Genomic DNA, 18965 nt, shown 5'->3' on the forward strand with positions numbered 1-18965 from the left:
GTACTATCTGCTGCGATCGTGTGTTCGCGATTGTCGATCGGGGGACGGCGGTGCCGGGGGAAATGGAAAGTTCTTCCGTATTCCCTGTATGTCCCGCTAAGGTGCCCTCACCCAGGAACGCCTCATTCGACTGCTTCCACGCGGTGCTTCGCGCCCGGTCGTCGGATCGGGTCGTGTGGAGTGCAGTGCAGAGTCGTGATCGGGGTGGAAGGAGAGCTTGATCCATGAGTGACGATTCGCCGCCCCGGCAGCGGTGGTGGAACATCGAGGGGTGGGGTCTTCGCTGGAAGGTCACCGCAGTACTCGCCATTCCGGTAACGGTGGCGATGGTGCTGGGTGGTCTGCGCATCCAGGAAGAGCTCACCAACGCTGTTCACTTCTCGCAGGCTGCCGATCAGGTCGCGCACGTCCCTGATCTCGTCGACTTCGGTACCGCGCTCGGTACCCTCGCGGGTACCACCGCGGCGGGTCTGAGCACGCCGGAAGAAGTCGCTCGACTCGACGAAACACTCGAGCAGGTCCGCACCGTCGCGCTGAACCCGGAGCTCGATCCGGTCGTCGCGGCGGACCTCACCCGCGTGCTGGCCGGCGCCGAAGCACTCCGTGACCAGATGAAGGCCGGCCAGGTTCCGATCGCCGACCTGAATCAGCGCACCACCGAAGTGCGAAGCGACATGTCGGACATCGTGAGCGCGATCGTCGACCCCATCGAGGACGAAGAGGTGCTGCTCGAGGGCACCCGCCTCGTCGACGCGTGGTCCACCCAGCGTTACCTGTTCGACCAGGTGATGGGCATCGTCTCGATCCTGCGGGATCCCGATCAGCCGGGCACGCAGCTGATTTCCGCCTCCGGTGCCGAGCTCGCCATGCTCGAGACGCTCGCGCGTTCCTACCCTCTGGCCGACGGCCAGATCGAGGAGCTGCGCACCGCGGTGAAGACCCGATCCGACATGGTCGACGCGGCCGGCGACGGTCCTCTGCCGCTGCTGAACCTGCGCACCTCGATGATGCGAAGCCTCGAGATCTACGGGTCGCTGATCCAGCAGGCCACCGAGGGCATCACCACCACCGTCGAAGAGCGCGCCGCGGAAACCCGTTCGGCCGCACTGCGCGACACCGCGATCGTTCTCGCGACGCTGCTCGCCGCTCTCGTGCTCGCGCTGCTGGTGTCGCGGTCCCTCGTCGGACCGATCCGCCGGCTGCGTTACGGCGCACTCAAGGTCGCGCGTCAGGAACTGCCCGAAGCCGTCGACCGCATCAAGCTCGGCGACAACATCGAGGACATCGAGTTCACCCGCGTTCCGGTGCACACCACCGAAGAGATCGGCCAGCTCGCCCGTGCCGTCGACGACATGCACGGGCAGGCACTGCGTCTCGCCGGTGAGCAGGCGCACCTCCGCCTCCAGATCAACGAGATGTTCGAGACGCTCGCCCGGCGAAGCAAGTCGCTCGTCGAGCAGCAGCTCGGCCTCATCGAACGACTCGAGTTCGAGGAGAAGGACCCGAGCCGACTCGAGAGCCTCTTCCGTCTGGACCACCTTGCGGCCCGCATGCGCCGCAACGGCGACAACCTTCTGATTCTCTCCGGTACGCGGGTGCGTCGCGGTCACTCCGCGCCGGTCCAGCTCGGCGACATCCTCCGCGCGGCGATGTCCGAAGTCGAGGACTACCAGCGCGTTCAGATCGGTTCGACGCCGGACGGTGCCCTCAGCGGCGCCGTCGCGACCGACATCGTCCATCTGCTCGCCGAGCTCGTCGACAACTCGCTGCGTGCGTCGCCGCCGGACAGCAACGTCACGTTCAGCTTCGCTCGCGCCGTCGACGGAGGTCTGCTCGTCGAGATCGCCGACCGCGGTATCGGTATCCCCGCCGAGGAACTCGAAGCGATCAACCACCGCCTGTCGCAGGGCGGCGAGGTCGGTCCCGACTCGGCCCGCCACATGGGTCTGTTCGTGGTGTCGCGGCTCGCGGACCGGCACGGTCTCACCGTGCGGCTGCGTCCGACCTTCGACACCGCACGCAACCCCGGTATCACTGCCAGCGTGCACATCCCGGACGTTCTGCTCGTTTCGCCGCTCGCGCTGTCCCACACGGGTCCGCAGCCCTGGCGCGGCACCGACATGCCGAACGATGTCCAGGAGCAGCCGGCGTTGCCGCGCGCGGAGCGCGAGATGGCGCAGCTTCCGGCTGCAACACAGCAGGATCGGCCGGCTCACCGGTCGGGCGAGATCCCGGAGGTGCCGCGTCAGGCCCGTCCCGAGGTCTCGGGCGAGCTTCCGGTCACACCCGTCCAGCCCCAGCCGCAGTCGCTGCAGAAGCCGGAGCAGAACGGTCATCAGCAGCCGGAACGCAACGGCCACCACCGGGCGCCCAACGGCCGGCCGGTGGACGGTCTGCCGCAGCGCGAGCCGGGTGCGACCCCGGGTCTGCCGCGTCGCCAGCCCGGCGCGACCCCCGGTCTGCCGGTCCCGCAGTCGTCGGCTACTCCTCCGGCCGCGTCGACGCCGACGCCCCGGGTTCAGCCCGACGCGGCAGCGGCTCTGGCCTCCGCGCTTCCGTCGCGTCAGCGGCCTGCGGCCGAGTCGGATTCGGAACGCACGGTGGTGACGCCGAGCGTCGACTCCGGTCCGGTGCAGCGTCCGCAGGACGCAGGTGTGGCTCAGCGACCACAGGAAGGTGGTCTGCCGCAGCGTCAGCCGGGTGCCACGCCGGGTCTGCCGCAGCGGTCTGCACCCCAGCCGTCGACGACCCAGCAGCCCGCACCCCAGCACGCCGGCTCGCAGTCGCCTGCCCCGCAGCGTCAGTCACCCCCGCCGGGTCTGCCGCAGCGTCAGCCCGGTGCCACGCCCGGTTTGACTCCCGCTCCGGCGAGTTCCGGTGTGAGTGCGCCGGCGCCTTCCGAGCCTGTTGCGCCGCTCGCGCCGATCGGTGGACCCGTCACGGGCCTGCCGCAGCGTCAGCCGGGTACGACGCCGGGTCTGCCGCAGCGTCACGCTCAGCAGCCGGTGCGGCGGCCCGATCCGGTCGCCGAAGCCCCGGTCGAGACGGCAACCCCGGCCCCGGTCGCTGCACCGGTCAACGGCCTGCCTCAGCGTCAGCCGGGCGCGACTCCCGGTCTGCCGCAGCGTCAGCCGGGTGCCACACCGGGTCTGCCGCAGCGGTCCGCGCAGTCGGATGCACCGCAGCCGGCTGCAACCCTCGGAGCCGCAGATTCCTCTGCTCCCGTGCAGACTGCGCCGAGCATCGCCAACGGCGACTCGGTCTCGCCGCACAGCGAGGCCAGCCAGGCCGCACGGCACCGGTACCGGACGAACTCGGCGAAGACCGCCTCGTTCTTCCAGCCCCGCGGCGAAACCGGAGCCCTCCGCCGCCAGGCCGCAGCACCGCCGATCTTCGACGACGTGATGTCCGACTGGCTCGTCGACCCGACCAGCCTGCCGGAGGATCGGCGCAAGCGGGAATGGACGTCGCCCGCTGATGCAGGATGGGAAGCAGCGCAGCGCGCGGCCGAGGTACCTGTGGAGGACCACACCACTGCAGGTCTGCCTCGCCGCGCCCCCGGTCACCGTCTGGTGCCGGGTGCGGTCGAACCCGCGGCCCCCGTGGAACGGCCGACGATCCGACGGCGCGATCCGGAAGCCATCCGGGCGAACCTCAGCCGTCACCAGCAGGGTGTCCGCAACGGTCGGTCTACGGTGAACGCGACCACACGTGAGAACAACGAACAGGGAGTTCGATGAATATTGACCACGGATCCGATGTAACTCGTCCTTTGGACTGGTTGGTATCGAACTTCGCGCGCGAGGTTCCCGGTGTTTCCCACGCCGTGCTCGTGTCCGCCGACGGCCTGCTCATGGCCGCCAGCGCACACCTTCCGGTCGATCGCGCCGAGCAGCTCGCTGCGGTGACGTCCGGTCTCGCCAGCCTGTCCAACGGTGTTTCGCAGCTCTTCGACGGCGGCGGTGTCCTGCAGTCCGTCGTGGAGATGCAGCACGGTTACCTGCTGCTCATGAGCGTCGGCGACGGCTCTCACCTGGCCGCACTGACCGCCTCGGAATGCGACATCGGACAGGTCGGTTACGAGATGGCACTCCTGGTCGACCGCGTGGGAGCGTCGGTCGAGGCGACCCCGCGGGTCGGCCAGGGGTCCTGACGTCGAGGTGGCCATGGAATCGCGCAAACCTGAGTCGGTGCCGGACCAACCCAGTCTGGTCCGCCCGTACTCACTGACTTCGGGGCGAACGAACCCCGCGGTCGAACTGGCGTTGGAGGCGTTGATCCAGGCAATCCCGGGTACCGACGATCGGGCCCGGGACCTGGACAACATCAACGCCACCATTTTGGAGTTGTGCAAGGAGTCCCCGTCGGTAGCCGAGATCGCTGCTCGGGTGGGTGTGCCAATCGGGGTGGCACGCGTCCTCGTCGCGGATCTCGTCGAGGCCGGACACGTCCAGATCTTGGCCACGCTTAAAGACGATTCGAGCGACGCGGAGCGTCGTGAGCTGATTGAAAGGGTCCTCAGTGGACTTCGCGAACTCTAACGACCCCAAGCGGGTGACCTCGACCAAAATCGTGATCGCCGGCGGCTTCGGTGTCGGAAAGACCACGTTGGTGGGGGCAGTGTCGGAGATCGTCCCGCTGCGCACGGAAGCCTTGGTGACCAACGCCAGCGACGGCGTGGACAACTTGAGCGCTACGCCCCAGAAGGCCACGACGACCGTCGCCATGGACTTCGGTCGTATCAGCCTGGCCGAGGATCTCGTGCTGTACCTGTTCGGTACGCCGGGACAGCATCGGTTCTGGTTCATGTGGGACGACCTCATCCGCGGTGCCATCGGGGCGATCGTGCTGATCGACACCCGTCGTCTGGACGAGAGCTTCGCCGCCGTCGACTTCTTCGAGGCGCGGAACCTCCCGTTCATCGTCGCGATCAACGAGTTCGACGACGCGCCTCGCTACCCCGTGGAGGACATCCGGCAGGCGCTGGCCGTCTCGGCGGAGGTCCCGATCGTCTCGATCGACGCCCGGGCCCGCGAATCGGCGAAGTCCGCTCTGGTGACCGTCACCGAATATGCACTGAGGAAGTTGCACCAGCCGGTGGCCCGGTAGTGGACGCCGACATCCAGCTCTTCTCCATGGGGGCGTGGGTGGTGGTCCTGGCGTTCGCGACGTCGTCGATCGGTCTGCTGGTCGGACTCGTGAGCGCCAGGAAGGCACGATTCGCCACCACCGATCGGCAGGGGCTGTTGTGGATGCTGCTGGCCGCCGCGTGCGCAGGGGGAGTGGGGACGTGGCTGGCCCTGCTTCTCGCCGTCGCGGGATTCGGGGTCACCGGCAGCGTCGTGCGCCACGATCTGGTGACCATCGCGTTCTCGCTGGCGGTGGCGCTGGTGAGCTCGTTCGTCGCGCTGGTCGTCTCGATCGGCCGCGACGGGCATGCACCCGGCCGGCTGCTCGTCGGCGGGGTGCTGTTCGGCGCCGGGATCTGTGTGGTGTTCCTGTCCCTCATGTGGTCCGTGCGGCTGCAGGGCACCTTCACCTTCGACACCCCGTTCGTCATCGCGACCGCAGCGGTGTCGCTGGTCGTGGCGTTCTCCTTCCTGTGGCTCGTGGAGGTCGCGGACCGCACGCTCCTGCGCATATGCGGAAGTGTCGTGACGGGTGCGGCCGTCCTCGGTGTCTACTTCCTCGGGATGGCGTCGGTGGAGGTGACACCGGATACCTCGATCGCGATGCCCGGTGGGATCGAGATCTTCTCGGTGTTGTTCGCGGTGTTCGTGGTGGGCACGGTGGTCATCACACTGCCCATCGTGCTGACCCTCATGGACCCGGATCGTGTTGCGGCGCAACTCGAACGGGAGGTCGATCAGTGGGTCGCCGAACAGGGCGGAAACGACGAGGGCGCGCGGCTCGGTTAGACCGGACTCGGTCCTCCCCGCCGGCACGACCGTCCTGTGTGCAACGTGATGGAAGGTAAAGTGCCGTCCTTCTGGGTGTTCGCTGACCTGCACCTATAGACTCGGGTGGTTGCGAGACGTCCACCGGGCGACGGTTCCGGGTAGACGTTCGAGCCGAGTAGAAGAAGGAGCTCATGACCGACACCACGTTGCCGCCGGAGGGGCCGGGGCACGACCGCATCGAGCCCGTCGACATCCAGCAGGAGATGCAGAGCAGCTACATCGATTACGCGATGAGCGTGATCGTGGGCCGCGCGCTGCCCGATGTGCGCGACGGCCTCAAGCCGGTGCATCGCCGCGTCCTGTACGCCATGTACGACAATGGATTCCGCCCGGACCGCGGTTACGTGAAGTCGGCCCGCGCCGTTGCCGAGACGATGGGCAACTACCACCCGCACGGCGACTCCTCCATCTACGACGCGCTCGTGCGTCTCGCCCAGCCGTGGTCGATGCGGTACCCGCTCGTCGACGGTCAGGGCAACTTCGGTTCCCCAGGCAACGACGGTGCCGCCGCGATGCGGTACACCGAGTGCCGGCTCACGCCGCTCGCGATGGAGATGCTCCGCGAAATCGACCACGAGACGGTCGATTTCCAGCCGAACTACGACGGCCGCACGCAGGAACCGACGGTTCTCCCCAGCCGTATCCCCAACCTGTTGATCAACGGGTCCAACGGCATCGCCGTCGGTATGGCGACGAACATTCCGCCGCACAACCTCAACGAGGTCGCCGAGGCGATCTACTGGGCGCTCGAGAACTTCGAGGCGGACGAGCAGACCACGCTCGCGGCCGTCATGGAACGCATCAAGGGCCCGGACTTCCCCACGTCCGGTCTGATCGTGGGCAGCCAGGGCATCCACGACGCGTACACCACCGGTCGCGGTTCGGTGCGGATGCGCGCGGTCGTCGAGATCGAGGAGGACGCCAAGGGGCGCACCACGATCGTCGTCACCGAACTGCCGTACCAGGTGAACCCGGACAACCTGATCACGTCCATCGCGACGCAGGTCCGTGACGGCAAGATCGCCGGCATCTCGGAGATCCACGACGAGTCCTCCGACCGCGTCGGTATGCGCATCGTGATCACGGTCCGCCGCGACGCGGTCGCGAAGGTCGTGCTCAACAACCTGTACAAGCACACGCAGCTGCAGACCAGCTTCGGCTGCAACATGCTCTCGATCGTCGACGGGGTGCCGCGCACGCTGCGCCTCGACCAGATGATCCGGCACTACGTCAACCACCAGATCGAGGTCATCGTCCGCAGGACCCGGTACCTGCTGCGCAAGGCCGAGGAACGGGCCCACATCCTGCGTGGCCTGGTCAAGGCGCTCGACGCGCTCGACGAGGTCATCGCCCTGATCCGTCGTTCGCAGACGGTCGACATCGCCCGCACGGGCCTGATGGACCTGCTCTCCGTCGACGAGATCCAGGCCGACGCGATCCTCGCGATGCAGCTGCGCCGCCTCGCCGCCCTCGAGCGCCAGAAGATCATCGACGAACTGGCCGAGATCGAGCGCGAGATCGAGGACTACAAGGACATCCTGGCGAAGCCGGAGCGGCAGCGTGCGATCGTCCGCGACGAGCTGAAGGAAGTCGTCGACAAGTACGGCGACGAGCGCCGCACCAAGATCATCGCATCGGACGGCGAGGTGTCCGACGAGGATCTCATCGCCCGTGAGGACGTCGTCGTCACGATCACCGAGACCGGCTACGCCAAGCGCACGAAGACCGATCTGTACCGGTCGCAGAAGCGTGGCGGCAAGGGTGTCAAGGGCGCCGAGCTCAAGCAGGACGACATCGTGAAGAACTTCTTCGTGACGTCGACGCACGACTGGCTGCTGTTCTTCACCACCAAGGGCCGCGTCTACCGGGCCAAGGCGTACGAGCTGCCCGAGGCCAACCGCACCGCGCGCGGCCAGCACGTCGCGAACCTGCTGGCGTTCCAGCCGGACGAACGGATCCAGGGCGTGATCCGGATCAAGTCGTACGAGGACGCGCCGTACCTGGTGCTCGCCACCCGCAACGGCCTGGTCAAGAAGTCGCGGCTCGCGGACTTCGACTCCAACCGGTCCGGCGGCATCGTCGCGATCAACCTGCGCGACGAGGACGAACTCGTCGGTGCGGTGCTGTGCTCCGCCGACGACGATCTGTTGCTCGTGTCGGAGCAGGGCCAGTCGATCCGCTTCTCGGCGACGGACGAGGCGCTGCGGCCGATGGGTCGCGCGACGTCCGGTGTGCAGGGCATGCGGTTCAACGGCGACGACAAGCTGCTGTCCCTCAATGTGGTCCGCGAGGGAACGTATCTGCTGGTCGCGACGTCCGGTGGCTACTCCAAGCGCACGCCGATGGAGGACTACCCGGTCCAGGGCCGTGGCGGTAAGGGCGTCTTGACGATCCAGTACGACCGCAAGCGTGGCACCCTGGTCGGAGCGCTCATCGTGGACGATGACGACGAGCTCTACGCGATCACCTCCGGTGGTGGGGTCATCCGTACCGCCGCCAAGCAGGTGCGCAAGGCCGGCCGCCAGACGAAGGGCGTCCGGTTGATGAACCTGGCCGAGGGCGACACGTTGCTGGCGATCGCACGCAACGCCGATGAGCCCGAGGAGGGCGCCACATCAGATGCGAAGGAGTCGTAAGTGAGCACTCCCCAAGGACCGAAAGGTGCCGACAAGGGGTCGCCGGCACCGAAGGGGCCTAATGGGCAGGAGACGGCCGGTGCGCCGGTGAAGCCGGACACAGCGAAGCCGTCGTCGGCACAGGCTCCGTCGGCCGCATCGGCTCCGGCGGCTCCGAAGTCGCCCGACGCTCCGAAGGCCCCCGCAGGCCCGGCGGCCCAGGCTTCGACGAAGCCGGAACCGTCCGAGCCGTCGGATCCGCCCGCGACCGGTGCCGGTAAGCCCGCGTCCGGTGCAGACAAGCCGGCGTCCGGTGCAGACAAGCCTGCGGCGGGCGCTGCCGACAAGCCCACATCGAACCCGGCCGCACAGACGACGCCGACCGTCCGGTCGTCCGCGGACAAGGGCGTGAACCCCGCGCAGTCCGGAACCCAGCGTCCGGCCGCCGCCGGTCAGGCCCCGCCGTGGCAGCGGGGACAGCAGCAGACCCCGGCCGCGCCCCAGAGCACTCCGCAGACGAACCTGCCGGGTCGTGGTCAGGGCGTCGACCGGACGGTCACCGGGAACGCTGCTCCGCAGCGCGCTTCGGCCCAGCCGGGCAGCGCACGGCAGCAGAGCGCCCCGACGCCCCCGACCCGGCCCGTCGTGACCGGTACCGCGGCGGCGTCGCTGACCGGTGGTGCGGATCGGGCGACCGTCAAGGCCAAGTCGGCGATCATCGACGGGCCGACGCGGCACATCGAACGCAAGGACCTCGCGAAGGACCTGCCGGACCTGTCGACGGTGAAGCACCCGCTTCCGGCTTCGGCCCCGGCAGCCGCGGAGGCCTCTCCGGGGGCTCCCGCCGCGTCGTCCGCCACGGCTGTGACCGCGGCTGTGCCGATGGCCGGGGAGCCGCTGCGCGCGACCGTTCAGGTCCGTCGCATCGATCCGTGGTCGATGCTCAAGATTTCCTCCGTGATTTCCCTCTCACTCTTCTTCGTGTGGATGGTCGCGGTGGGTCTGCTCTACGGCATCCTCGCCGGCATGGGCGTGTGGGAGCGTCTGAACAGCGCTTTCACCGACATCGTGTCCGAATCCGGTAGTGGAGGCCTGATCAGCGCAGGTCAGGTCTTCGGCTACGCCACGGTGATCGGCCTGGCCAACACGATCCTGTTGACGGCCATGGCAACGCTCGGGGCGTTCATCTACAACCTCTGCACCGATCTGGTCGGCGGTGTGCAGGTCACTCTCGCAGACCCGGACTGACCTGGGAAAACGCTGCCCCGCCGAACCGATTTTGTTGTTCGCGGTTCGGTGGGGTAGTGTTCCGAATCGGTTCGAGGGCCTATAGCTCAGGCGGTTAGAGCGCTTCGCTGATAACGAAGAGGTCGGAGGTTCAAGTCCTCCTAGGCCCACTCCCCGTGCCGGAAGGGCAGCCAGCATGAAGGTTCTCGCATTCGTGGGAGCTGCAGTGCTGGTAGCCATCGGAATCGCTCGGATGCTTCGGAGCGAAGACGAATGGCACGAGGTCACCAGCCGCTGACGGCGGACGGGGCCTTAGCTCAGTTGGTAGAGCGCTGCCTTTGCAAGGCAGATGTCAGGAGTTCGAATCTCCTAGGCTCCACAATCGAAGACACAGGCAGAGGGCGCTTTCCGAATGATCGGGAAGCGCCCTCTGTTCGTTCCTGCCCGCTCTACTGGCCGAACGTGAAGCGCAGATCGGCATTGATCAACTCGTCGATCCGCTTCCGCATGTGGGCGACCACCTCATCGTCCGGGACGGGGTCGTCGACGAACAACATCCATTGCAGGGCCGTGCCGCCAGGTCCGCCGGTGAGGTCGAAACGGATCAGGGCATCGGGACGCCACGGCCACAGCGAACTCCACACGACCAGGTTCGGCTCGACGGAATCGAGCAGGGTGGGTCGCTGTTCGTCGTCGCGCAGGATCAGCCACGGGCGGGTCGGATCGCGGTCCGGCTCGATGATCGCCTGATGGACCACGTGAGGTGGCGGCGGTTGTGAACGACGCCGCCTCGCAATTTCGGGCATGTCGAACGGTATCGCGGTGCAGCGAGCCCGACCCCTACAGCGGATTCCGGCGCGGACGCAGCTGCGCGTTCGGCAGCGCGGGCGCGGGCAGCCTCGCGACCTTCCCCTCGTAGCCCTCGACCCGGCCGAATCGATCGGATTCGCTCTCCCAGGCGTCGCGGAAACGGACGATCTCGTCGTGGCTGCGGCCTACGAAGTTCCACCACATGACGATCTCCTCGCCGAACGGGGTGCCGCCGAGCAGCACGACCCGGGCCGGGGAGTCGGTGAGGTTCGTGAGCGCCAGCGACGTCAGGCCGGTGCCCACGTAGCCGAGCATGCCGCGCGACAGCTCGGTCCCGGCGAGACGGACGGTGCCGGTATCGACGAGTACACCGTGCTCGAACGCCGCGTCGACGTCGAGGTGCAGTTCGGCGTTCGCGTCGAGGGTGATCTCGGCGCCGAGCAGCGGCGTGAAGGTCTCCACCGGTGACGTGGTGCCCCCGAGCGAGCCCAGGAAGACCTTCGCGGAACCGCCGTCGAGGTAGGTGGTCGCGGGCGCGTGGTGCTGGAAGTTGCGGGGTGCGTCGCGGGCGCTGTCCGGCAGCGCGACCCACAGCTGGACACCGTGCAGCGTGGTGGTGTCCGGGGTGGACACCTCGGAATGGCAGATGCCGTGGCCACCGGTCATCAGGTTGACCTCGCCGGGCCGGACGAACGCGTGCACGCCGTGACTGTCGCGGTGCTCGATCTCGCCGGTGAACAGCCAGCTCACCGTCTGCAGTCCGGTGTGCGGGTGGGGTGCCACGTCCATGCCGCCGGTGGCGGCGACGTCGTCGGGACCGTAGTGGTCGGCGAAGCACCACGCGCCGATGAGGGAGCGTTGCCGCTGGGGGAGGGTCCGCCGGACCGGCATCGCGCGGGGACCGCCGAGTGGCACCTCGCGGGCGGTGAGGATCTCGACGTAGGGATGACCCGCCTCGTCGCGAGGACACGGACCGGTCCCGCAGGTGGTCTCGACCGGATGGACGTCGGTGTTGCTCATGCTCCGAGCGTGCCACCGATCACGTGCGCGCGGCCGGCCGATTCCGGAATCGGCGGTCGCGTCGGCCCCGATGGCCGACAATCGTTCTGTGGCGAGCACCGAGCGTTCCGTGGCGAGCACCGAGCGTATCCCGATCGACAAGCAGACCCGACCGGTGTACCGGGCACAGGTCGCCGTCGCGGTGGCGGTGCGGGACGCGGTGGCGCAGGCCGGTCTGGACCGCACTGTCGTCGAACTGGTGAACCTGCGGGTCTCGCAGATCAACGGGTGCGCCTACTGCCTGGACGTGCACACCCGCGATGCGTTGAAGGACGGTGAGAAACCGCAACGCATCGCGGTGCTGCGGGCGTGGCGGGACACCGACCTGTTCAGCGATGTCGAACGGGCCGCGCTCGCGGTGGCGGAGACGGTGACGGATCTGCCGTCGCCGGACGAGCAGGACCGCGTCTACGCGGAGGCGCGCCGTCACCTGACCGACGACCAGTTCTCGGCGATCGTGTGGGTCGCGATCGCGATGAATGCGTTCAACCGGGTGTCGATCGTCAGCCGGCACCGCGTCGATCCCGAGTCCTGGAAGTCCTGACCGTGCCGGACTTCGGACACGAACTGCGATTCGGGGTATCCCTCACACCGACCGCCGCCGATCCGGGCGCGGTCGTCGAACTCGCGCTCGTCGCGGAACGGGCAGGACTGGATCTGGTGACCGTCCAGGACCACCCCTACCAGCCGCGGTTCCTCGACACCTGGACCTTGCTGACCTGGATCGCGGCCCGCACGGAGTCGCTGATCCTGTCTCCGAACGTCGCGAACCTGCCGCTGCGCGGCCCGGTGATCCTGGCCCGCAGCGCGGCCTCACTCGACCGGCTCAGCGGTGGGCGCGTCGAACTGGGGCTGGGTGCCGGGGCGTTCTGGGACGCCGTCGCTGCGAACGGTGGGCCGCGGCGCAGCCCCCGGGAGTCGGTCGATGCGCTCGTCGAGGCGATCGCGGTGATCCGGACGCTGTGGTCCGACGACGCCGGGCCGGCGCGGTTCGACGGCACGTACTACCGGCTGGACGGCGCGAAGCGGGGGCCGCGCCCCGCCCACGAGCCGGAGATCTGGCTCGGGGCGTACGGGGACCGGATGCTGGCCGTCACCGGCCGGTACGCGGACGGCTGGCTGCCGAGTTCGTTCGCGGCCGGCCCGGACGCGCTCGGCGCGATGACCGCGAAGGTCGATGCGGCCGCGACTGCGGCGAAGCGTGATCCGGCGGTGATCCGGCGGCTCTACAACATCGCCGGGACGTTCGACGACACCGCCGACGGGAGGTTCCTGCACGGACCTGCGGAGGTGTGGGCCGAGCAGCTGGCGGAGCTGACGTTGCGCCACGGCACCAGCACGTTCCTCCTCGGCTCGGATACCGCTGCCGATCTCGAACGGTTCGCCGGGGAGGTTGCGCCCGCAGTTCGTGAGCGCGTCGGCAACGAACGCGCTGTTTCACGTGAAACACGCGGCGATTAGAAGCTCGTGCGTTCCGATCCCAACCCGGCCAGGTTCCGGATGGTGTCCAGCACCTCGTCGAGGCTGCGGCCGGATTCGAGCAGTTCGGTGCCCTTGTAGACGAGGGCGTTGATGAACTCCGCGGTGAGTTCCGGGTCGGGCCGCCCCTGCTCGCGCAACGCGTCGAGCAGGGGGAGGACCAGCTCCTGATGCAGCGCGTGCATCCGTTCGTCGGTGAACGCCTGCGGGGTGAAGGTCGCGAGGACACCGATGACGGCGTGCTCACCCTCCGCGACGAGCCGCAGGTTCACCTCGATGTAGGCGAGCACGCGTTCCGCGGGATCGTCGACGGTGTTCATCGCCGCGACGATCCTGGCGTTCCAGCGGGGGAACATGTCCTCGACGACAGCGCGCAACAGGTCGTCGCGGGACCCGAAGTAGTGGTACACGCTGGACCGGGCCAGACCGGCCCTCGCGGCCACGTCGGCGAGCGAGGGGGCCCGGTCCGGGGCCTCCGCGAGCAGTTCGCGAGCGGCGTCGAGGAGGGCCCGCCGTTGCGCGGCGCGGTGCTCGACGACCGTCGCCGCGGAGATCTTCGGCACGGACCCTCCTCTCGTATCCGGCGGTTCAGTCGTGTGGCCCGAGCCCGCCGTCGACCATCTCGAGGACCCGATCGCAGTGGCCGAGCACGTCGTGGTCGTGGGTGACCATGATCGTAGCGACCCCCGCCTCGTGGGTTTCACGGGCGAGCAGTTCGACGACCTCGTGGCTGCGTTTGCGGTCCAGCGCGGCCGTCGGTTCGTCGACGAGCAGCAGCGCCGGCCGGGCCATCAGCGCCCGCGCGATACCGACGCGCTGACGTTCGCCGCCCGACAACTGTCCCGGCCGGCGGTCGGCGCGGTGGCTCATGCCGACGGATTCGAGCAGCTCGTCGGGGTCGCGGCCCTCGCGTCCGGTGATCTTCTCGACGAGCCGGAGCTGGTCGCGGGCCGTGAGCGCCGGGATCAGGTTCCCGGACTGGAACACGAACCCGACGCGATCGCGGCGCAGCCGGGTGAGCTCGCGCGGCTTCAGGTCCGTGATGTCGACGCCGTCGACGGTCACGGTTCCGGAGGTCGGGCGGGTGAGGCCGCCCGCGACCGCGAGGAGGCTGGACTTGCCGGCGCCGGACGGGCCGACGATCGCGACGAGTTCCCCGGCCGCGACCTCGAGAGTCACGTGGTTGAGCGCGTGCACGGTGCTGTCGCCGTCGCCGAAGCTCAGGCAGGTGTCGGTCAGGGCCAGCCCGGCGCGGGTGGAGGTGGTGGCGGTCAACGGTTTTCTCCCAGTGCGGTGAGGGGGTCGACGCGGGTGATGCGGACGACGGCGACGGCGGCACCGACGAGGCCGAGCACGATGAGCAGCACCGCACCCTGCACAATCGGTCCGCTCTCGAGGGCGAACGGCATGCCGGAGCCGTCGAGGCCCGAGCCGAGTCCGAGACCGATGAGCACACCGAGGGCGACGGAGGCGACGAGCACGACGACGGCCTGCAGCAGTCCGTCGCGCAGCAGGAAGCCGGTGGACGCACCCATCGCGCGCAGCACCGACAGTTCGCGGCTGCGCTGCACGGTCCAGATGCTGAAGAACGCGCCGACGACGAGCGCGGAGATCGCGTACAGGAACGCCTTGATCATCGACATGGTCATCATCTCGGCGGAGTAGCCCGGCGACGAGTCGAACGACTCCTCGAGCGTCTTGGACACGGTGCCCGCGGCGGCATCCCCGGCGGCGAGGTCGGGCAGCCCGCCGTCGACGCCCTGCAACGCGACGACGCTGGCCTCGCGGTAGATGTCCGGCTGCGGCTGTTCGCCGACCTTCACGCCGGCGTGGATCTCCTGCCAGGTGGGCAGCGGCACGTAGGCGACGTCGACGTGCCCGAAGGTGCGCTTGTCGGCGGTGAACCCGACGACGGTCAGCTCGGTGCCGAGACGGTCGACGACGACCGTGTCACCGAGTTCGATGCCGGCGTCGCGCGCGCTGTCGCTGACGAGGATGTCGGTGGCCTGCTGGAGGGCGCTGCCCTCGGCGGCGGCCGGTTCCAGGAAGGAGCCGGGTTCGATACCGAAGAGGGTGAGGTCGACGGGGATCCCGGCGCCGGTCTTGGCGTTGACGATCGCGTTGCCGAACAGGGCGGCCTCCGCGACGTCGGGCCGTTCCTGCCAGGCGGCGACCTGCTCGTCGGTGACGACGGAGCGGGAGAATGCGGAGTCGGTCTTGGTGCCTTCTGCGAACGCGAACGCCTGTACGGGTGTGCGTTGCAGCGCGGACACGCCGTCGGTGACCAGGCCGGAGGACAGGCCGGAGAGGATCACCATCAAGATCGAGATGAGTGCGACGACCGCACCCATCAGGAGGAATCGGGTGCGCGCGAACCACAGTTCGCGCAGGGTCAGGAACATGCTGGTCCTTCGCAGACGAGGGCGGGGAGGAGGCGCCGGATTTGCCGACGGCCTGTCGCAATCATATCGACATTATGTCGACAAGTTTACCGGACCGCTACTACTAACCGTCGTAGAAAGTCGTATCCTGTCGTCATGAGTACCGCCGAAGTCCTCGTCGCGCGCCTGCGCGGCGGGCTGACCGGCGCCGTTTCCGGAGCCGTGAGCATCGCGGCGCACGCACTCGGCGGCGGCGGTACTCCCTCCCAGAGCGCGGTCGCGCTGTTGATCGCAACGACGCTCGCCGTCGGGGTGGTGGCCGCCGGCACCAGGCTTCCCGTCGCGGCGGTTCTCGTCGCCGGTCAGGTGCTCGGGCACCTCGTGCTCTCCCTCGACACCGGCCACCTCCACGTTCCCGGACCCGCGATGATCGCCGGCCACGCCGTGGCGATCGCGGTGGCGGCACTACTGGTTGCGGCCGCCGAACGCGGATGCCGGTTCGTGCTCGCCTCGCTGCGTCGCGTCGCGCCGACCCAGTTCACGCCTCTCCGCGTGCCCGGCGCAGTGCTCGTTGCTCCCCGGCCGCCGGTCCTGCGCGGTCTTCGCCGGTCCGTCGGCATCGTTCCGCGCGGCCCACCCGTCACGGTCTGACACCGATTCCTTTCCTTCCACGATCACCCGCCTGGGGTGATCGCGCGCCAGCGTGCGCACAGACCCGTACGGGAGACCCCTCATGAAGAAGACCAAGTTCCTCGCGTTCGCCGCGATCGCAGCGGCGGCGCTCGCCGCCGCCGGGTGCGGATCCGAGGACCCCGCGACCGCGGCCGACACGATCGTCGTGTCGTCGGCGTGGACCAAGGCCGCCGAGAGCGGGATGACCGGTGCGTTCGCCGAACTGGAGAACACCGGCGACCAGGCCGTCCGGATCGTGTCCGTCTCGAGTCCGGTCTCGAGTCGGACCGAACTGCACGAGATGGCTCCCGCCGCCGACGGCGCGATGGCGATGCGCGAGATGGACGGCGGGCTGACCGTCGCCGCCGGCAGCCGGCACAGCCTCGCTCCCGGCGGCGATCACCTGATGCTGATGGATCTGATCGAGCCAGTCACGCCCGGCACCGACATCGAGTTCACGTTGACCTTCAGCGACGGTTCGTCGATCGATTTCACCTCGCAGGTCCGCGATTTCGCCGGGGCGCGCGAGAACTACGTACCGAGTGCCGAGGAGGGGGCGAACCACGGTGGCTGAGCTCACGCGGCGGCGCCTGCTCGGGGGCGGCGCCGCCGCGCTCGGCGTGGTCGGACTGGGCGCCGCCGGGATCGGCCGCGTCACGGCCCGTGACGAGGACCCGCGCATCGTCGGGTTCCACGGCACCCACCAGGCCGGGATCGAGACCGAACCGCAGGCGTTCGCGTCGTTCGTGGCATTGGACCTGCTGCCCGGCACCGATCGGCGCGCGCTCGTCGGCGTGCTGAAGGTCTGGGCTCAGGACGCGTACCGGCTCACCACCGGGACCGGGGGCCTCGGCGACACCGAACCGGAACTCGCGGAGGACCCGGCAAACCTGACCGTCACCGTCGGATTCGGCCCGGGGGTGTTCGGTCCCGCGGTGTTCGCGCCGGGCGATGCGGAGACGGTCCGGCCCGAATGGCTGCGACCGCTGCCCGCGTTCGCCGTCGACCGGCTCGAAGACCGTTGGAGCGGAGGCGATCTGATGCTCCAGGTGTGCGCCGACGATCCCGTCACGGTCGCGCACGCGGTGCGTACGCTCACGCGGACGGTGCGCTCGCAGGTGTCGGTGCGGTGGGTGCAGCGCGGTTTCCGGCACGCCCCCGGCACCCGGCCCGAGGGTGCGAGCATGCGCAACCTCATGGGGCAGGTCGACGGCACCGTCAATCCCGCCGCGGGCAGCACGGAATTCCAAGGCCGGGTGTGGAATCCGGGGTCGCCCCCGTGGTTGGCCGGCGGGTCCTCGCTGGTGTTGCGGCGTATCCGCATGGAACTCGACACCTGGGACGAATTGGATCGTCCGGCAAGGGAACTCACCGTGGGTCGCACGCTGTCGAACGGTGCGCCGCTCACCGGCACGGCCGAGCACGACGATCCCGATTTCGACGCGGTCGACCGGTACGGCATCCCGGTGATCCCACCGGAATCGCACATGGCCCGGGCACGGCCGCGCAATGCGGACGAGCAGTTCCTGCGGCGCGGCTACAACTACGACGACGCCGACGACGCGGGCCTGCTCTTCGCGGCCTACCAGGCCGACGTCGACCGCCAGTTCGTGCCGGTGCAGCAGCGACTGGCGGACCACGACGCGCTGAACCCGTGGATCACCCCGATCGGTTCGGCGGTGTTCGCGATCCCACCCGGGTTCGCCGACGGCGGCTATCCCGGCGAGACGCTGTTCGAAGGCTGAAAACGCAGGTCGTGGTGGTGGTACGGGGTTAGCCTGGACGGGTGACCGAGGTATCACCGCGGCGAGACGGATTCGCGTCGCTGCGGGAAGGCGGACTGAACTGGGACGCCTTCCCGCTGCGCCTGTTCGCGAAGGGCAACGCCAAGTTCTGGGATCCCCTCGACCTGGATTTCTCGCAGGACGTCGCGGACTGGACGGACCTGAACAGCGAACAGAAACGCAGCAGCGCCTATCTGGTGACGCACTTCGCGGCGGGGGAGGAGGCCGTCACCCAGGACATCCAGCCGTTCCTGCGCGCGATGGCCGCCGAGAACCGGCTCGGCGACGAGATGTACCTGACGCAGTTCTGTTTCGAGGAGGCCAAGCACACCCAGGTGTTCCGGCTGTGGATGGACGCGGTGGGACTGACCGGCGACCTGCTGCCGTACGTCGCGGAGAACCCGCACTACCGCGCGCTGTTCTACGAGGAACTACCCGATTCCCTGCGGATCCTCGAACACGATCCCAGTCCGGCGAACCAGGTGCGCGCGAGCGTCACCTACAACCACGTCATCGAGGGCAGCCTCGCCCTCACCGGCTACTACGCGTGGCAAAAGGTGTGCACGACCCGCGGAATCCTGCCCGGCATGCAGGAGCTGGTACGGCGGATCGGTGACGACGAGCGCCGCCACATGGCGTGGGGAACGTTCACGTGCCGCCGGCACGTCGCCGCCGACGACGCGAATTGGGATGTGGTGCAACAACGTATGGGGGAGTTGCTCCCGCACGCGCTCGGCGTGATCCAGTGGATCAACGATCAGTTCGAGGAACAGCCGTTCGGGTTGGACCCCGACGAGTTCGTGGCGTACGCGGCGGACCGCGCCCAGCGTCGGCTCGGTGCGATCGAGTCCGCGCGCGGCCGTCCCGTCGAGGAGATCGACCTGGACTACACGCCCGAGGCGCTCGAGGAGAAGTTCGGCGAAGAGGACGCCGCCGAGCTCGCGGCGATCACCGACGACGCCTGACCCGGCGTCTCAC

The 18965-nt window shown here is 68.7% G+C and carries 18 protein-coding genes and 2 tRNA genes; 15 read left to right on the top strand and 5 right to left on the bottom strand.

Annotated features, from left to right (window positions below; genetic code table 11):
• The first annotated feature begins 224 nt into the window (after positions 1-224).
• From ACN675_RS11365 to ACN675_RS11405, 9 genes are all read left to right on the top strand, one after another.
• On the top strand, positions 225-3740 hold the full coding sequence (locus ACN675_RS11365; protein WP_420750966.1) for an ATP-binding protein: 3516 nt from the start codon (positions 225-227) through the stop codon (positions 3738-3740).
• A complete protein-coding gene (locus tag ACN675_RS11370; protein WP_068159208.1) occupies positions 3737-4153 on the top strand; it encodes a roadblock/LC7 domain-containing protein in 417 nt (138 codons plus the stop codon). Before ACN675_RS11365 ends, ACN675_RS11370 begins: the two co-directional genes overlap by 4 nt.
• Before the next feature lie 13 nt (positions 4154-4166).
• The gene (locus ACN675_RS11375) at positions 4167-4541 is read left to right on the top strand and encodes a DUF742 domain-containing protein (RefSeq protein WP_072808921.1); all 375 of its coding nucleotides are present in this window, start codon (positions 4167-4169) and stop codon (positions 4539-4541) included.
• Between the two features lie 13 nt (positions 4542-4554).
• Positions 4555-5109, top strand: a complete 555-nt coding sequence (locus ACN675_RS11380; protein WP_068159210.1) for a GTP-binding protein — start codon at positions 4555-4557, stop codon at positions 5107-5109.
• On the top strand, positions 5109-5918 hold the full coding sequence (locus tag ACN675_RS11385) for a signaling protein (RefSeq protein WP_420750967.1): 810 nt from the start codon (positions 5109-5111) through the stop codon (positions 5916-5918). Before ACN675_RS11380 ends, ACN675_RS11385 begins: the two co-directional genes overlap by 1 nt.
• Before the next feature lie 173 nt (positions 5919-6091).
• Entirely contained in the window at positions 6092-8596 is a 2505-nt protein-coding gene (gene gyrA / locus ACN675_RS11390; protein WP_420750968.1) for a DNA gyrase subunit A, read from the top strand.
• Positions 8597-9823, top strand: a complete 1227-nt coding sequence (locus ACN675_RS11395; RefSeq protein ID WP_420750969.1) for a DUF3566 domain-containing protein — start codon at positions 8597-8599, stop codon at positions 9821-9823.
• Positions 9824-9898: 75 nt separating this feature from the next.
• Positions 9899-9972 (top strand) — tRNA-Ile (locus ACN675_RS11400).
• Between the two features lie 136 nt (positions 9973-10108).
• Positions 10109-10181, top strand: a tRNA-Ala gene (locus tag ACN675_RS11405).
• Between the two features lie 70 nt (positions 10182-10251).
• Here the strand turns inward: ACN675_RS11405 and ACN675_RS11410 are convergent.
• The gene (locus tag ACN675_RS11410) at positions 10252-10608 is read right to left on the bottom strand and encodes a hypothetical protein (protein ID WP_420750970.1); all 357 of its coding nucleotides are present in this window, start codon (positions 10606-10608) and stop codon (positions 10252-10254) included.
• 34 nt (positions 10609-10642) lie between these two features.
• Complete coding sequence (locus ACN675_RS11415) at positions 10643-11632, bottom strand: pirin family protein (RefSeq protein WP_420750971.1); 990 nt, start codon at positions 11630-11632, stop codon at positions 10643-10645.
• A 70-nt stretch (positions 11633-11702) separates the two neighbouring features.
• Between ACN675_RS11415 and ACN675_RS11420 the strand changes: the two genes are divergently transcribed.
• Together ACN675_RS11420 and ACN675_RS11425 are read left to right on the top strand one after the other, a co-directional pair.
• Positions 11703-12215, top strand: coding sequence for a carboxymuconolactone decarboxylase family protein (locus ACN675_RS11420; protein WP_420750972.1), 513 nt, complete (start codon positions 11703-11705; stop codon positions 12213-12215).
• A 2-nt stretch (positions 12216-12217) separates the two neighbouring features.
• Positions 12218-13132, top strand: a complete 915-nt coding sequence (locus tag ACN675_RS11425; RefSeq protein ID WP_420750973.1) for an LLM class flavin-dependent oxidoreductase — start codon at positions 12218-12220, stop codon at positions 13130-13132.
• Here the strand turns inward: ACN675_RS11425 and ACN675_RS11430 are convergent.
• Genes ACN675_RS11430 through ACN675_RS11440 form a run of 3 tightly spaced genes read right to left on the bottom strand, consistent with a single transcriptional unit; the run spans position 13129 to position 15552 of the window.
• Positions 13129-13713 (bottom strand): TetR/AcrR family transcriptional regulator, encoded by a 585-nt coding sequence (locus tag ACN675_RS11430; protein ID WP_420750974.1) that lies wholly within the window; start codon positions 13711-13713, stop codon positions 13129-13131. The two genes, ACN675_RS11425 and ACN675_RS11430, sit on opposite strands and share 4 nt — an antisense overlap.
• Before the next feature lie 25 nt (positions 13714-13738).
• Positions 13739-14425, bottom strand: a complete 687-nt coding sequence (locus tag ACN675_RS11435) for an ABC transporter ATP-binding protein (protein WP_420750975.1) — start codon at positions 14423-14425, stop codon at positions 13739-13741.
• Entirely contained in the window at positions 14422-15552 is a 1131-nt protein-coding gene (locus ACN675_RS11440) for an ABC transporter permease (RefSeq protein ID WP_420750976.1), read from the bottom strand. The genes ACN675_RS11435 and ACN675_RS11440 overlap by 4 nt, the downstream gene beginning before the upstream one ends.
• A gap of 135 nt (positions 15553-15687) precedes the next feature.
• Here ACN675_RS11440 and ACN675_RS11445 point away from each other — a divergent pair, with 135 nt between their 5' ends.
• From ACN675_RS11445 to ACN675_RS11460, 4 genes are all read left to right on the top strand, one after another.
• Positions 15688-16182, top strand: coding sequence for a hypothetical protein (locus tag ACN675_RS11445; protein WP_420750977.1), 495 nt, complete (start codon positions 15688-15690; stop codon positions 16180-16182).
• Positions 16183-16264: 82 nt separating this feature from the next.
• Positions 16265-16777, top strand: coding sequence for a copper chaperone PCu(A)C (locus ACN675_RS11450; RefSeq protein WP_420750978.1), 513 nt, complete (start codon positions 16265-16267; stop codon positions 16775-16777).
• Positions 16770-17948: a Dyp-type peroxidase gene (locus ACN675_RS11455; protein ID WP_420750979.1), complete on the top strand. Its 1179-nt coding sequence runs from the start codon at positions 16770-16772 to the stop codon at positions 17946-17948. The genes ACN675_RS11450 and ACN675_RS11455 overlap by 8 nt, the downstream gene beginning before the upstream one ends.
• Before the next feature lie 41 nt (positions 17949-17989).
• The gene (locus ACN675_RS11460) at positions 17990-18952 is read left to right on the top strand and encodes a R2-like ligand-binding oxidase (RefSeq protein WP_420750980.1); all 963 of its coding nucleotides are present in this window, start codon (positions 17990-17992) and stop codon (positions 18950-18952) included.
• Positions 18953-18965: the final 13 nt, after the last annotated feature.

It is taken from the genome of Rhodococcus sp. O3 (assembly GCF_048897285.1).
GTDB lineage: Bacteria > Actinomycetota > Actinomycetes > Mycobacteriales > Mycobacteriaceae > Rhodococcus.